The sequence below is a fragment of the Halostagnicola sp. A-GB9-2 genome (genome assembly GCF_030068615.1).
Taxonomy (GTDB): Archaea; Halobacteriota; Halobacteria; order Halobacteriales; family Natrialbaceae; genus Halostagnicola.
In genome coordinates this window covers 899,184-914,103 of record NZ_JASJOC010000001.1, presented here as the reverse complement: position 1 = coordinate 914,103, position 14,920 = coordinate 899,184, and the positions used below count along the sequence as shown (strand labels likewise).

Below are 14,920 nucleotides of genomic sequence, written 5' to 3'. Positions count from 1 at the left end.
AGCGTTCCGGGGTAATTGTCTTTCGTTCGGAACCGAATCTCGAGCACAGACGGGCGGACTTTCGTGTCAACCGATGCCCGGAAGCGGGAGGCTTTTGCGCCGCCCGTTCGAACGACAGAATATGGCGCAAGCAACCCCAGAGTTCGGCGAATGGCCCTTGAAACGGCTGATGACCGAAGTCGTCGGGACCGGCACGAAATCGGCGGAGGACATGTCTTCCGAGCAGGCTCGAGAGGCCTTCCAGCGCATCCTCGCCGGCGAACCGGACCATACGACTCTCGGCGCGTTCTGGCTCGCGAACCGATGGAAGCACAACAACGCCGAGGAGCTCTCGGCGTTTACCGACGTGATGATAGAGGAGGGCGTCGTCGGCGCTGAACCCGACTGCGATCCCGTCGACTGCGGCGCGAACTACGACGGAAAGCACACCTCGGCGATCCTCGGCGTCGGTGCGGGCCTCGTCGCCGCCGCCGCGGGAACGCCGGTCGTCGTCCACTCCGGTGACCGCGTCCCGACCCAAAAAGAGACCGCGTACAAGCACGTCCTCGACGAACTGGGCGTTCGAACGGAGATCGAGCCAGAAGAGAGCGCCGAGATGGTCGATGAAACCGGCTTCGGATTCTACTACCAGCCCGAGTTCAACCCCGCCATCGACTCGTTGCACGACCGGCGCGACCAGATGGGCGTCCGGACGTTCGTCAACACCATCGAAACGGTCGCGAACCCGGCCAACGCCGACGTGCACCTGGGCTCGTTCTACCACCTCGCGTTCGCAAAGAAGATGACCGACCTGATCAAAGGGAGCGAGCACCTCGGGTACTCGCGCGTGATCATGTTCCAGGGGATGGAAGGCTACGACGACATCCGTCCCGGCTACACGAAGGTCGCCGAATGGGACGAAGCCGACGGCACCTTCGAGGACTTCGAGATCGAAACCGCCGAGTACGGCATGGAGATGGAAAGCGAGGACCTCGAAGTCGAGGACGTGCAGGCCGACTCGGCGACAATCACCGAGGAAGTACTCTCCGGCGAGCGAGACGATCACTTCGCCGACGCCATCGCTCTCAACGGCGCGCTCCGAATCTACGCCCGCGGCGACGTCGACTCGCTCGAGGACGGACTCGAGGCGGCTCGGGCCGTTATCGACGACGGAAGCGCACAGGCTGTACTCGAGGACCTCCAGTCGTTCTGAGGTCCAAAAGGACGTGAACTGACTCGATTTCTGTACTCGGCCGTTCGACTATTCTTCACTTCGTTCCCCGCTAACTCCGTGATCCGGCGAGACCCGATTGCGACGAATCGATTGGGCTCTCGAGCGACCTGTTACCAGTGTTTGTCTGAGGACACAGAACGCTGAACGAGATCGAGTATTGCGTGGAAAATCATGAACGAATTTATATAGTGTCCGCTCGATTGCAGATCTATGCGACTCGAAGACAAGACAGTGGTTGTCACCGGTGCGGCCGCGGGAATCGGGCGCTCGACCGCCGAACGGTGCGCCGAGGAGGGTGCGCAGGTTATCGTCACCGACATCGACTCGAGCGGCGGCGACGAGGTCGTCGCGTCGATCGAGGACGCTGGCGGTGAGGCGGCGTTTTACGAACTCGACGTCACTGATAGCAACCAGTTTCACGCAGTCATCGACGCTGTCGCCGAGGAGGAGGGTCTCGACGTGCTCGTCAACAACGCCGGGACCGGCCATCCGTCGTCGCGAATGGAAGAGACCGACGAGTCGATCCGCGACTTCGTCATGGACGTCAACGTCAACGGCGTCTGGAACGGCTGTCACGCCGCGCTCCCGCATCTCAAAGAGCAGGGCCACGGTGCGATCGTCAACGTCGGATCGCTCGCGAGCATTCTCGGGCTTCCGAAACAGGCCGCTTACTCGCTGAGCAAGGGTGCGGTGTTGAACTTCACTCGAGCGATCGCCGCCGAGGCGGGGCCCTACGGTGTTCGAGCGAACACGGTCTGTCCCGGCTTTACGAACACGCAACTGGTCGAACAGTATCTCGAGGGCCAGGGCGATCCCGAAGCCGCACGCGAGGAGATGGAAGCTGAGTACCCGCTCAAGCGTTTAGCCGAACCAGAAGAAATTGCCGATGCGATCTTGTTCCTCGCAAGCGACGAAGCGTCGTTCGTGAGCGGCCACGGATTGGTCGTCGACGGCGGCTTTTCGACCTGTTAAGACGACTGACCCGAATTTCAGTCCGCCCATCGCTTTCACTCGTTGCTCCGTTCTCAATCTCGAATCGCGACGCTCGCGAGCTTGCTCCCCGCCATCACCGTCGCTTCCTGCGTGAGCGTATAGAGGATTCCCCCGCGATCGGTTACGGCCTCCTGAACCGGTTCGTACGTTGTCGGGTGATAGATGGTCCCAAGACCGACGCCTATCGAGACGGGCTGGCCGAGCTCGAGTTCGGGATTCGGCCGGAACAGTCCCGACTCGTTCGCAGTAACCTGTCCGAGGTGGTTTCGCGCGACGGTCGGCTCCGTCGTTCGATCCGATCCGTGTTCGCGGGCGTACACCGGCGGAAGCATCTCGAGATGACTCAAGGTACTCAATAGTCCGTTTACGCCGTCCTCGACGACGTCCTCGAGTATCTGCTTACTGTGTGCCAGCTCGGGCGTTATCGACGGAATATCTTCTCTCGTGGCGGCGACCCGGAGCTTCCCAGCGAATCCGCGTCGGTGCCACTCGCCTGGGGCGTCCTCGTTTGCTTCCTCCGCGAGGAGAAGGTCGGTGCCAAACGCCTGTGCGAGGTTGGCGGATGCATTGTCGTCATCGAGGTAGACGACATGGGGGAGCATGTCCGGGCTCCCGGTGTGAAGGTCGACGACGGCGTCTGCGTCTTCGACGTACTCCCAGAGGCGGGCGGCCATGCGCTGGTGGAGGCTTCCCTCATCGTCCCCTGGCCAAACGCGATTCATATTGGAGTTGACGCTATCGAGCGCTTCCGGCGTCGTATAGGAGACCCGGTCGAAAGTTAGCGGATTCGCGACCGGAACGGCGACAATCGTTCCCGAAAGCGACTCGAGCGGAAGTCGGTCGTGGAATCGACGCAAGACCTCCGTACCGTTGATTTCGCGTCCGTGCTGGGCCGCTTGCACGTACAGCGTCGGTCCCGGTTCGTCACCGTGATAGGTGTGGACCGTGGTCGGTAGTTCTACGCCCGAGGGCAACCGGGCGAGAGTTACCTGCTCGGCCGTGTGCGTGCCGTCACTCATAGACACTCGTTTCACGGCCAGCGGTATGTACCTGCGGCCGCCGATGCCAACGAAGACCACTACCGTTTTCACTCGGCCGACCGTCTCGGTGACTATGGGAGACGTTACTGCGACACTGCACACGAACCGTGGCGATATCGATGTCGAACTCTACGACGACCGCGCGCCGCGGACCGTCGACAACTTTGTCGGCCTCGCGACCGGCGGCAAAACCTGGACCGACCCCGAATCGGGCGAGGAAGTGGAGGGCGAGCCGCTGTACGACGATGTGGCGTTCCACCGCATCATCGAGGACTTCATGATTCAGGGCGGCGACCCAACCGAGACCGGTCGCGGCGGCCCGGGCTACCAGTTCGACGACGAGTTTCACGACGACCTGCGCCACGACGACGCGGGCATCCTGAGCATGGCCAACTCCGGCCCGGACACGAACGGTTCGCAGTTCTTCATCACGCTCGGCGCCCAGCCCCACCTCGACGACCGCCACGCCGTCTTCGGAAAAGTCACCGACGGGATGGACGTCGTCAACGAGATCGGTGATGTCGACACCAATGCGAACGACCAGCCGAACGAAGACGTCGTCCTCGAGTCCGTTTCCGTCGACTACGAGTAAACCACGAGCGAACGCGGCCGATTACGACCTGTTTTGCGGCAATTCGCGGATCGAGTCGAGCGCGACCCGATATCGGTCACCGCCGGCAAATTCGATAGCGTTAGGTCATCTCCATCCCCACGAGCGATATCGACCGCTATCGACGACCGTTACTGACCGGAATCGCCTCGAGTCTCGGAGTGTTTCTCGCTGGCTGTGTGAACAACTCGAACGAGACGGACGGAGAGACGGGTCCCGACGCCGACAGTTCAGGGACGGGTTCGACTGACGAGCGTTTGATCGCGACGTTACACACGAGCGAGGGCGACATCGATGTCGAACTCTACGACGACCGCGCGCCGCGGACCGTCGACAATTTTGTCGGCCTCGCGACCGGCGGCAAAACCTGGACCGATCCCGAATCGGGCGAGGAAGTCGAGGGCGAGCCGCTGTACGACGATGTGGCGTTTCACCGCATCATCGAGGACTTCATGATTCAGGGTGGCGACCCGACCGAGACCGGTCGCGGCGGCCCCGGTTACGAGTTCGACGACGAGTTCCACGACGACCTGCGCCACGACGACGCGGGTATCCTGAGCATGGCCAACTCCGGCCCGGATACGAACGGTTCGCAATTCTTCATCACGCTCGGCGCCCAGCCCCACCTCGACGGCCATCATTCGATTTTCGGGTCGGTCATCGATGGCTCCGCAAGTGGCGTGAACGGAGGCCCGGAAGACGAGCAAAGCGGGTCTTCCAGTGGAATGGACGTCGTCCACGACATCGGGTCGGTCGAAACCGACGCGAACAACCGGCCGACGGAGGAGATCCTCCTCGAGTCCGTGACCGTTCACGATGACGAGTAACCGAACCCCCGAACGTGACGTTTTTCCGGTTCACCACCCCGAGAAGTCGCGAATATTCCTCGAGGTATAGGACGCAGCAGCGGCAGTATCGTTTCCTCCTGTTGTATTGTCACCATCCGTCGACCAATTGATGATGCATCGAAAAAACGCGATCGCGATTCACCCGATCGATTCCCGAACCGGTCTGTTCCCGAACGCTATGTGGGCCGAGCCCAGTCGTCCTCGAGCGTGACGACGCCTTCTCCGGCGGCGAAATTAACGCGCGTGTCAGGATCGCCCGTCAGACTGACCAAGCCGGACTCGAGTTCGTCGGGTCGGTCGACGCGAGCGACGGTCGTTCGATAGGTGTAATCCGCCGTCATCAGACACGGCCGGCGATAACACCCGAAGGCGTGGATGCCGTCTTCGGTTTCTTCGATCCGCTTGATGAACGGCGTTTCCGCGCTTGAGCCCCAGCCGGTCTGGGCGATCAGGATCACGTCCTCGTCGAAATCGGCATCTTCGATCAACGCCGTCGCCGGAATGTCGGGTTCGAGGGCGACTCGCTCGAGGTCGTCCTCGTCGGTGAGGAGGGTTGCATACAGCTGCGGGTCGCCGTCAGAGCCGCTCTCGGCACCGAGCCCATCGTCGAGCAGTATCGATCGTGCCGTCTCCTCGTGTTCGAAGGGAAGAGACGGTTCGTCGGGCATCTGGGCGCTGAGATAGAGCGGATCGCGATCCGAGTTGGGACCGCAGCTTTCCCGCTCGATTTCATACGGCGGGACATCGATCCGATCGAGATCGTCGGGGAGCCCCTGGCTCGGCCCTCCAGCGTCGCGATCACCGGGCCCGTTCGGGCTTCCGTCAGCCGTGGACCCGAGTGCTGGCGTTCTTTCTGCGCCGGTGTCGGAGAGACAGCCGGCGACGAGAGCTATCGAGAGCGATCCTCCTGTGAGCATGAGCGCTTGCCGTCGGGTATACTGCATGGGCGTGTTGTAATTCGATCGAAGATAATAAACAACTTATTCTAGCTAAAAAAATAATTTCATCACATAGTATTAATCGACGAAACTGATAATAGGTGAACCATTTCAGCGGCGGTTCAGAGCAGGCCGTCTCCTCGTGTTCCGTCTCGCTCGACCGTAACGTGAAAGTCGCCCGAATTCCGATACTCGAGTAATGAGCGACGACGAGATTACACGTCCGAGCGATGTCGGTTCAGCCGACGCCCCGCCGGTCGAGGAAAAGCCCTACAAGATCATCTTCGAGGCGAACAAGTGCTTCGGCGCGGGCAAGTGCGCCGAGGTCGCCGATAACTGGACGATGGATATCAAATCCGGATTAGCACAGCCCGAATCGTACTTCTTCGACGAGGAGGATCTCGAGGAGAACGTCCGCGCCGCGGAGGTCTGTCCGGCGAAAAAAGACGACGGCTGTATCCACGTCGTCGACCGCCGAACCGACGAGGAGATCGCACCTGACCCACACGGTGACGGCACGCTCAGCGTCGATTGGTAGTCATTGGGTCGTTCGTAATTCTCTCCCGGCATAGATACTCAGTCGTCGGTTTCGCTCGGCGAAACTCGTTCTCCGCTGAGGCTGGTTGAAAATAGGTATGAACGACCCTATCAGTGGGTCGTGTCTGTAGGTTAACTGGAATTCACTCGAGTACACACCGAAACGCACATCCCAAGGCGGTGGCAACGAGCAAGTACGTTTTGGGCGAGGGTAGCCAAGCAGGCCAACGGCGGTGGGCTTAAGACCCGCTCCCGTAGGGGTCCTTGGGTTCAAATCCCAACCCTCGCATGTTACCACGAACATCCGTGAGTGGTAACTGCGACAAACAGGATTTGAAGTAGAGAAGTCGCAGCCCGGACGCGATTGAAACGAGCGTCCTGGAACGTCTTCGCGTAGTTCAAATCCCAACCCTCGCCTTCTACACCGTCATCGCCCGCTGACCGAGCGATCCCGAACTCCTCAAGCCGTTTCTCTCGCCGGTAGCACCTTCACAATGGCGGCTCTGATAGCAAGACCGACTATGGCCAACGAATCGGGTACTCGAGCAAATCCGGTTTTTCGGTGGGCAATCATCGAGGGGAATCGCCTCACGGTCGCTGGACTCCTGCTCGGCGGGATTTTGGGGTTGCTGTGCGTGCTTCTCGTGACGAACCTGTTTCCTCGAGAGCCCGGAGAACCGCTTTACCTGCTGTTAAGCGCGTTTCTCGGTGGCAACCTCACGCTGATCACGGTCGTCATCGCGATCAACCAGTTGGTGTTTTCGAGGGAACTGGGGTCGCCGGGGAATCTCGAGCAACGAACGCGAAACGCCGTCGAGTACAGAAACGAGGTTCAATCGGTGATGGACCGGGAGGTAAGCCCCGTGATGCCGGGGGCGTTCTTGCGAGTGCTCCACGAGAACCTCGGAAATCGGGCTCAGCGACTTCGCGAATCGAGCACGGACGCGGCGAGCGACGAGTTGGCGGCGGAGTTCGACGACCTCGCGGGCGCGCTCCGTCGGGACGTCCGAACCGTCACGAAGGCACTCGATACGCCCGCCGCCGACGAGGAGATTTTCGGTGCCATCGCGGCGACGCTCGGGACGACACAGGCCGAACAGCTCTACGAACTCTCCCGAATCGAGACCGAATACGCGGACCGGCTTTCGGAGTCCCAGCGCGAATTAGTCGAATCGATCCGCGAGCATCTGCTTCACATCGACGTCGCTCGGAAGTACTTTCGAACCGTCTACATCACAAAGGAGTTGTCCTTTCTCTCGAGGATCTTGCTGTTCGTCGGGCTTCCGGCGCAGTTTCTCACCGCCGCGACGCTCGCGGTTTACGATCTCGCGGCGATCGAGGCGCTTCCGGCGACCGCTATCGTCGGCGCGACGCTGGTCGCGTTGGTCGCCTGCTTCGCTCCGCTGGCGATTCTCGCGTCGTTCGTTCTCCGGCTTTCATGGGTCGCCCAGCGGAACGCGACCGTCATGCCGTTTGCCGCCTCGGAGACCGATTATACGCTCTGAGTGAGTTCGCTCGAGCGTATGACGATACGGTGGAACGGATTCGGTTCGCTCGAGTGCACTCGCTGTCGGCTCGAGTCGTGACGAAACCGGCCCACTCGATGGTGTGGCCGCTCTACTCACCTACCGCCGCGTTAGGGAACACGAACCCGGCGACGATATACACCACGGCACCGGCGACGAGCGCCGCCGGGACGCCGACCAGGAGCTCGAACTCGGCGAACCCCACCGCGAAAAAGACGAGGCCCGCGACGGACAATCCGTAGCCGCCTGCGAGTCGGTGGTATCCGCGGACCGGATTACCGGAGGCGGAGTCCTCATTCGACTCGAGGCCGTCCGGTTGCATCATCAGGGGCAGGAACTGGTAGACGCCGAGGCCGATCAGAAGGCCGGAAACGGCGCCGAGTGCAGGATCTTCGAGTACGAGATAACCGATGAAAGTGAAAGCGACGATGTCGAAAACTGCGGCGGCCGCTCCGAGCCGTGTCGGCGTCAACGGCGTGTTTTCGAACCCTTCCGCCTCAGAGCCGTGTGTCCCGTCCATACCTTCGTATCTCTCACATTGAATTTATATGTATTATGGTTTGACAATCTCCCCCATCAAATTGCTACCCGGACGTTCGAAACGAGAGGTCAAGCGTCGGCGCCGAGTGGGTGAGCGTCCCCATCGAAACGATGTCGACTCCCGTCGCCGCATATTCGGGGACCGTCTCGAGCGTAATCCCTCCACTGGCTTCGGTAAGCGTCCCTTCGTATACCTCGAGTGCCGAGACGGCCGTCTCGACCGCTTCGGGGTCCATATTGTCGAGTAGAACGATGTCGGCACCGGCTTCGGCCGCTCGCGGGGCATCCTCGACCGTTTCCACCTCGACTTCGATCTTCGTCGCGAACGAGACTCGCTCGCGGAACTCGCCAATGGCTTCCTCGAGGCCCATTTCGGCGATGTGGTTCTCCTTGATCATGACCATATGCGACAGGTCGAGTCGGTGGGTGTCGCCGCCACCAGCGACGACGGCTCGCTTCTCGAGTCCGCGGAGGCCGGGCGTCGTTTTTCTGGTCCCTGCGATCCGAACGGCGTCGGATTCGCCTCGAGCGCGCTCGACCGCTGCCCGCGTTTTCGTCGCGATTCCCGAGGCGTGGCCGGCGAGGTTGACGGCAACGCGTTCGCCTCGAAGCACGTCGCGTGCGGGTCCCTCGACTTGGAAGACAACGTCGCCGGCGTCGACTCGAGTCCCTGGATCGACCGACCCGGTGACGTCGACGCCGAGGTAGTCGAAGACGGCACGAGCCGCCTCGAGGCCGGCGACGGTGCCGGACTCTTTCGCAACGAGTCGTCCCGTCGTCTCGCCGGGAACCTGATTAGTTACGTCGTGGTGGCCGATATCTTCGCGAAGCCAGTGTTCGATCTGCGTGTCGGATATCATGTTTGGATGCGTCGTATCGTTCGGTATCAGTCGTCGGCCGACGTGTTCGCATGTGTCTCGACGCTCTCGCTATCGTCGACGACGTAGTGACACCCTCTCGAGGTCGTATTCTCGCCCGCCGCGCGGGCGATCAACAGCGCTGTCACGCTCGCGTTCCGGAGTTCGTAGAGGTCTCGGGCGGTGCGCGTGCGAATGTAGGCGTCGACCTCGCCTTTGAGTCGACGGAGTACCGCGTTCGCACGCCCGATGTCGCCGGGGTTGCGTCGCAATCCGAGGTGCTCGTCCATCGTTCGCTCGAGCCGGCGCGATTTTTCCGCGGCGAAGCGTTCGGGGAGTTCGGGGTCTCGATTCAACAGGTCGGGAGCCTCGACGCGGTCGGGTTCGGGTTCGTCCCCCGCGGCATCTTCGCCGGCGCGGAGCCCCCAGACGAGCCCCTCGAGCAGGCTCGTACTCGCCAATCGGTTCGCTCCGTGAACGCCCGTTCGGGCGCACTCGCCGACTGCATAGAGACGGTCGAGCGACGTGCGGCCGTCCTCGTCGACGTCGATGCCGCCACAGAGGAAGTGTTCGCAGGGTGCGACGGGAATCTCCTCGCCCGTAATTCCTCGGGCGCGGCACTTCTCGGCCAGCGCCGGATACTCCGCCTCGAACTCGAGTGGGCTCACGTCGAGGACGACCTCGCCGGTCGCGTCGCGTTCGTCGGCCACCGCGCGGGCGACGATATCCCGCGGGGCGAGGTCTCCTTGCGGGTGGTACTCCGTCATGAACCGCTCGCCGTCTCCGTTTCGGAGGACGGCTCCCTCGCCTCGGAGCGCTTCTGAGAGCAAGAAGGGGTCGTCTCCCTCGGCGGCATCGTCGCCTCGATTCGAGTCACCACGCGCCTTGCCCCCGGCATAGGCAGTCGGGTGAAACTGGATGTACTCCATATCCGCCACGTCGGCTCCCGCAAGGGCGGCCATCGCGATGCCGTCTCCCGTGGCGCCGTCGGGGTTGGTCGACCGACTGTAGAGCGCGCCGATACCCCCGGTCGCGAGAATCGTCGCGCCCGCGTAGATCGGCTTCCCACTCGCTTGCTCGTCGGTGACGACGCCGTGGACTCGGCCCTCGTGGGTAAGTAACTCGAGTGCGGCGGTATCCTGGCGAATCTCGATTCCGTCGTACTCGTCGAGATGATTTAGAAACGGTCGGAGGATGTGCGTCCCCGTCGAGGCGTTGACGTGGAGAATTCGGTGTTCGGAGTGGGCGGCCTCTCTCGTGTAGTCGAAGGTGTCGTCCGCCGCCGGTTCGTTCCCGTCCGTGGAGGATTCGTCGCGATCTTCCGAAGACTCATCGAATTCGATTTTGAGTGTTGAAAGCAAAACGTCTTCAACCGCTTCGTCCGCATCCTCGACCAGCGCGTCGACGGCGTCTGGGTCGGCAGTCTGGTCGCTCGCCTCGAGAATATCCGCCTTGAGGCTCTTCGGATTGCCCCGAGTCGTCGAGATCCCACCCTGTGCCCAATCCGTACTCGCCCCATCGGGTCGGCTCGATTTCGTGATGAGGAGAACGTCTGCACCCTCTCGAGCGGCGGCGAGCGCCGCCGAACAGCCCGCGATGCCGCTTCCGACGACGAGGACGTCCGCGAACTCTTCTTGCTCTCGATCGATCGTGGTACTGGATTCGTCCGTCATGGTTAGATCTCGAGCATTCGTTCGAGGGCCAGTTCGGCCATCTCCTTTTCGCCGGGCGCGACCTCGATGACGTTCCGTTCGCGTCCCTCGAGCAGTTCCTCGAGGACCCAGGTGAGGTAGTTGGGATCGATCTGGCGCATCGCGTTACAATCCATGCACGCGTCACCACAGAGCGGCAAAACGTTCACCTCGGGGTGCCAGCGCTGGAGGTGGTTCGTGAGATGAATTTCGGTGCCGATCGCCCACGTGTCGCCGGGATCTGCGTTTTCGACCGTCTCACAGATCGTCGCCGTCGAGCCCGCTTTGTCGGCGGCTTCGACGACTTCACGGCGACATTCCGGGTGGACGATGACCTTCGCGTCCGGATCCGATTCGCGGATTTCCTCGATGTGCTCGACCCGGAATCGTTCGTGGACCTGACAGTAGCCGTCCCAGAGGATGATGTCGCTGTCAGCGACCTCTTCGGCGTCTTTCCCCTCGGGATCCCAGGGATCCCACTCGGCGATATCGTCCGCCAAGCCCAGCCTGTGGGCGGTGTTCTCGCCGAGGTGTTTGTCGGGCAAAAACAGGACCTTGTCCCCCTTTTCGAAGGCGTACTCGAACGCCTTATGCGCGTTCGAGGAGGTACAGACGAGGCCACCCTGACTCGCACAGAACGCCTTGAGATCCGCGTAGGAGTTCATGTACGTGATCGGGATGATCTCCTCGTCGGGTGCGGCGTCGGTGATCTCCGCCCAGGCGGCGTCGACCTGCAACGCTTCGGCCATTCCGGCCATCGGACACGACGCTTCCATCGACGGGAGGATAACGGTCTGGTCGTCGTCCGTGATGATGTCTGCGGACTCGGCCATGAACGTCACGCCGCCGAAGATGACGTACTCGGCGTCGGCTTTCGCGGCCTCCTTCGAAAGCTGATATGAGTCACCGACGAAATCGGCGTGTTCGACGATCTCCCGACGCTGGTAATTGTGTCCCAGAATCACCACGTCCTCGCCTAACGCCTCGAGTGCGGCTTCGATACGCTCCGTTCGTTCATCCTCTTCGAGATCCCGATACCCGGGTGGAAGTTGTTCGAGATTGTCGTATTTGAATAAACTTAGATCTGTATCGAGATCTGCGGTTTCCATTGTTACCATTGTATCTTCCTGTGGATTGTCCTAGTCCACAGGCCGCCATTGAATAACTTTTTCCTTCAATCACAGCGTTTGACTGATTGTTATTGACTGCCAATGCTGTGTCCGTCTCCCCTTTGACGGACGAAACTACCATCTCACTCGAACTGTCTTCACCCCCTGAATTGGAATCTTTTGGGTCGATGTCGTAGCGGTGGTATGACGCTCGAGGACTACTTCATTGACTTCAGACGGCGTGACTGGGAGCGAGAATCGATCGACGACACGGTTCGGATCGCAGTACTCGGAATCGGCGGCTTCGCACGGAACCGTGCGCTTCCCGGTATTCGTGCGGGATCCTATTGTGAGACGACGGTCCTCGTGACGAGTTCGGCGCGTCGAACGCGAGCCGTCGCGGACGAGTTCGATGTCGAGCACGTCATCGGTTACGACGCGTATCTAGCCGGCGACCTCGAGGCCGAATACGACGCCGTCTACATTTCGACGCCGAACGCGTACCACGGACGGTACGCACTTTCGGCGGCCCGACGCGAAAAACACGTCATCTGTGAGAAACCGCTCGAGGTAACGCTTGAGCGTGCGCGTGAGGTCGTCGACGCCTGTTCGACAGTAGGCGTTACGCTGATGACCGCCTATCGACTGCAACTCGAGCCGACGGTCCGACGATCCCGGGAACTCGTTGGCGGCGGCGTCATCGGCGACGTCGTGCAGGTTCACGGCGCGTTCTCCCATCCGTTGCTCGAGTACACGAACGCCGACACGTGGCGGCTGAATCCAGAACTCGCCGGCGGCGGCGCGTTGGTCGATCTCGGCATCTATCCGATCAACACCACGCGATACCTCCTCGATGCTGACCCCGTCTCGGTGTACGCGTCGACCCACTCGAGCGACGAGCCGTTCGACCGCGTCGACGAGCACGTTTCGGTCCAACTCGAATTCCCCGGGGGTACAACGGCGGCCTGTACGGCGAGTTTCGACGCCCACGCAAGCAGTCAGCTCCAACTCGTCGGAACGGACGGGATGATCTCGATTGCCTCGCCGTTCGGGGGCGTCGTCCCCCAGGAAATCGTCGTCGAGAGCGGCGAGATGCGAATGGAGTACACCGGGCCACCTGTAGACGAGGTCTGCGAAGAATTCGATTACTTCGGGTACTGCGTACAGACGGGAACGCACCCGGAACCCGACGGAACGGATGGTGTTGCGGACCTTCGAGTGATCGAGGCCGCCTACGAGTCCGCCGAGACGGGCGACCGCGTCGAATTCGAATCGTAAGCGAATTCGGGGCTGTGATCCGAGGCGCGTAAACGACCACGGGTCGGGTGACCCGTCGAACTCGCGCTGAGTCCTTTAGAACCGCTCGGGTGCCGCTTCTCGGATCGTTTCCTCGCGGAGGTCGGCAGTCGCCGGTTCGGGAACGACGACGATCGGCCGGTCGATGATCGTCTCCTCCGCCACCTTTCGAAGTCGGTTCCGTACCGTCTCAGGGGTGCCGGCGACGCCGAGATCGTCGACCATCTCGTCGGTAACCATCCCCGTCGCCTCGTCTCGAGCCCCGTTCCGCCAGGCGTTGGCGATTCGCTCCGCGGTGTCCTCGTATTTCGTCGCGACGGCCTTTCGATACCCCTCGCCGCTCCCGACGTAGTAAGCGACGTGTTGTCGCATCGTTTCTCGAGCCAGTTCCCGATCCTCGCTCGCCGCCGTCGGAACGTAGGGTGCGACGGTAATCTCGTCTGGATCTCTGTCCCGTTCCCGTGCGGCCTCGGCGACGGTCTCGAACGCCTCCTCGAGTCCCGAAAACGGGATATTGTGCGGGATCCACCCGTCACAGAGCCGGCCGACGACGCGGCGGTTCGCGGGCCCGAGTCCGGCGTGATAGATCGGCACGTCGGCCTCGAGCGCGGGAAAATCCGCGACATCGATGAGTTCGCCATCGTACCGGACGCGGTCGCCGTCGCCAGCGGTGAATTTTCGGACGAGTTCGATCGTCTCGTGGGCTCGCCGAACCGGCCGGTCGAACGACTCGCCGTGGAGGTCTTCGATCACCTTCTTCGTACTCACGCCGGTTCCCAGCACGAACCGGCCGTCGGACGCTCGCTCGAGAGAGTTGGCGGTCATCGCGAGCACGGCGGGCGAGCGCGAATAGACGTTGACGATAGCCGTTCCGAGACCGATATCCTCGGTCGCGATCGCCATCTCGGTGAGCTGGACGACGGCGTTTTCGCCCCAGAGCTCCGTCAGCCAGAGCCCGTCGTAACCGAGCGATTCCGCTTCTTTCGCGAGATCGGTCGGGTCCTCCCCGTGGAGTTCCGAGACGATGAGATCGAGTTCCATGCCGGCTTATTCACGTCACAGGGCAAAAACCTCGGCCCGTTCTTTCAGTAGCTCCCTCATCGTCATCGATTCGAAATCGACGGCGTGAGATATACTGCCGGCTGTACGTCGTTTACGATTCTCCCACCCGGGGTGCGAGAATCTTCACAGAGGTACAGCCGGCAGTATGTCCGTTCGTTGATTGGACAGGGAACTAACCAACACAATCTATCGTCTCGAAAATACTTATGCGTGTCACGGAACAATTACTCATGTATGAGTAAACTACTAGTCCTCACGACTCGAATCGCACGACGAGGAGCCAAAGTCCGACGAACGATCCGTCACTCGCCCGAGTTCGGGAACGAACCGGCGACGACTGACGACGGCCGGCCGGCGAAACACTGTCCGCCGGGTGGGTTTATTACCGGGTAAACGAAACCCCGTTCACGTTCTCGATTCTCGGTCCCCATATTCCTTCGTCCTGTCGACCACCGTTTATCAATCATCTCCTCTCTCTGTTTGTTCGCGTCCCAGTTCCTTCTGGTTCGTCTCTTATTCCGATTTTATCTCCGCTTTGATACGCTTCCCGAGCCGGCTAACATCGAAGACAAGAATATTATACGTTCCCAGGATGAACTGAAATACCGTTTTTGATCGCTTCCGAAGATTTGGTCTTCGAATTGTGTGCCTGACGAGAGC

15 protein-coding genes and 1 tRNA gene are annotated in these 14,920 nt (G+C 61.2%); 9 read left to right on the top strand and 7 right to left on the bottom strand.

Going from position 1 to position 14,920, the window contains the following annotated elements; translation table 11 throughout:
* Positions 1-121 precede the first annotated feature (121 nt).
* Both QNM96_RS04560 and QNM96_RS04555 read left to right on the top strand, forming a co-directional pair.
* The gene (locus tag QNM96_RS04560) at positions 122-1,192 is read left to right on the top strand and encodes an anthranilate phosphoribosyltransferase (protein ID WP_283834822.1); all 1,071 of its coding nucleotides are present in this window, start codon (positions 122-124) and stop codon (positions 1,190-1,192) included.
* A gap of 231 nt (positions 1,193-1,423) precedes the next feature.
* Positions 1,424-2,185: an SDR family NAD(P)-dependent oxidoreductase gene (locus QNM96_RS04555; RefSeq protein WP_283834821.1), complete on the top strand. Its 762-nt coding sequence runs from the start codon at positions 1,424-1,426 to the stop codon at positions 2,183-2,185.
* A 53-nt stretch (positions 2,186-2,238) separates the two neighbouring features.
* On the opposite strand, the gene QNM96_RS04550 is transcribed toward QNM96_RS04555, so the two are convergent.
* Positions 2,239-3,225: a succinylglutamate desuccinylase/aspartoacylase family protein gene (locus QNM96_RS04550; RefSeq protein ID WP_283834820.1), complete on the bottom strand. Its 987-nt coding sequence runs from the start codon at positions 3,223-3,225 to the stop codon at positions 2,239-2,241.
* A 94-nt stretch (positions 3,226-3,319) separates the two neighbouring features.
* Between QNM96_RS04550 and QNM96_RS04545 the strand changes: the two genes are divergently transcribed.
* Together QNM96_RS04545 and QNM96_RS04540 are read left to right on the top strand one after the other, a co-directional pair.
* Entirely contained in the window at positions 3,320-3,838 is a 519-nt protein-coding gene (locus tag QNM96_RS04545; protein ID WP_283834819.1) for a peptidylprolyl isomerase, read from the top strand.
* 275 nt (positions 3,839-4,113) lie between these two features.
* On the top strand, positions 4,114-4,683 hold the full coding sequence (locus QNM96_RS04540) for a peptidylprolyl isomerase (protein ID WP_283834988.1): 570 nt from the start codon (positions 4,114-4,116) through the stop codon (positions 4,681-4,683).
* Between the two features lie 197 nt (positions 4,684-4,880).
* On the opposite strand, the gene QNM96_RS04535 is transcribed toward QNM96_RS04540, so the two are convergent.
* Complete coding sequence (locus QNM96_RS04535; protein WP_283834818.1) at positions 4,881-5,648, bottom strand: hypothetical protein; 768 nt, start codon at positions 5,646-5,648, stop codon at positions 4,881-4,883.
* 193 nt (positions 5,649-5,841) lie between these two features.
* Between QNM96_RS04535 and QNM96_RS04530 the strand changes: the two genes are divergently transcribed.
* The 3 genes from QNM96_RS04530 (at position 5,842) to QNM96_RS04520 (ending at position 7,684) form a co-directional block, all read left to right on the top strand.
* Complete coding sequence (locus QNM96_RS04530) at positions 5,842-6,180, top strand: ferredoxin (protein ID WP_283834817.1); 339 nt, start codon at positions 5,842-5,844, stop codon at positions 6,178-6,180.
* Positions 6,181-6,384: 204 nt separating this feature from the next.
* Positions 6,385-6,468, top strand: a tRNA-Leu gene (locus QNM96_RS04525).
* A 232-nt stretch (positions 6,469-6,700) separates the two neighbouring features.
* Positions 6,701-7,684, top strand: coding sequence for a hypothetical protein (locus QNM96_RS04520; protein WP_283834816.1), 984 nt, complete (start codon positions 6,701-6,703; stop codon positions 7,682-7,684).
* Between the two features lie 112 nt (positions 7,685-7,796).
* Here QNM96_RS04520 and QNM96_RS04515 read toward each other — a convergent pair whose 3' ends face one another.
* The 4 genes from QNM96_RS04515 to nadA form a co-directional block, all read right to left on the bottom strand.
* On the bottom strand, positions 7,797-8,225 hold the full coding sequence (locus QNM96_RS04515) for a hypothetical protein (RefSeq protein ID WP_283834815.1): 429 nt from the start codon (positions 8,223-8,225) through the stop codon (positions 7,797-7,799).
* A gap of 64 nt (positions 8,226-8,289) precedes the next feature.
* Positions 8,290-9,105, bottom strand: coding sequence for a carboxylating nicotinate-nucleotide diphosphorylase (gene nadC, locus QNM96_RS04510; protein ID WP_283834814.1), 816 nt, complete (start codon positions 9,103-9,105; stop codon positions 8,290-8,292).
* Between the two features lie 26 nt (positions 9,106-9,131).
* Complete coding sequence (locus QNM96_RS04505) at positions 9,132-10,775, bottom strand: FAD-dependent oxidoreductase (RefSeq protein ID WP_283834813.1); 1,644 nt, start codon at positions 10,773-10,775, stop codon at positions 9,132-9,134.
* Positions 10,776-10,777: 2 nt separating this feature from the next.
* Entirely contained in the window at positions 10,778-11,911 is a 1,134-nt protein-coding gene (nadA, locus tag QNM96_RS04500; RefSeq protein ID WP_283834812.1) for a quinolinate synthase NadA, read from the bottom strand.
* Positions 11,912-12,106: 195 nt separating this feature from the next.
* Here nadA and gfo6 point away from each other — a divergent pair, with 195 nt between their 5' ends.
* Entirely contained in the window at positions 12,107-13,180 is a 1,074-nt protein-coding gene (gfo6, locus tag QNM96_RS04495; RefSeq protein WP_283834811.1) for a D-xylose 1-dehydrogenase Gfo6, read from the top strand.
* A 75-nt stretch (positions 13,181-13,255) separates the two neighbouring features.
* On the opposite strand, the gene QNM96_RS04490 is transcribed toward gfo6, so the two are convergent.
* Positions 13,256-14,239: an LLM class flavin-dependent oxidoreductase gene (locus QNM96_RS04490; RefSeq protein WP_283834810.1), complete on the bottom strand. Its 984-nt coding sequence runs from the start codon at positions 14,237-14,239 to the stop codon at positions 13,256-13,258.
* A gap of 255 nt (positions 14,240-14,494) precedes the next feature.
* On the opposite strand from QNM96_RS04490, the gene QNM96_RS04485 reads away from it, so the two are divergent.
* Complete coding sequence (locus QNM96_RS04485) at positions 14,495-14,653, top strand: hypothetical protein (protein ID WP_283834809.1); 159 nt, start codon at positions 14,495-14,497, stop codon at positions 14,651-14,653.
* Positions 14,654-14,920 lie beyond the last annotated feature (267 nt).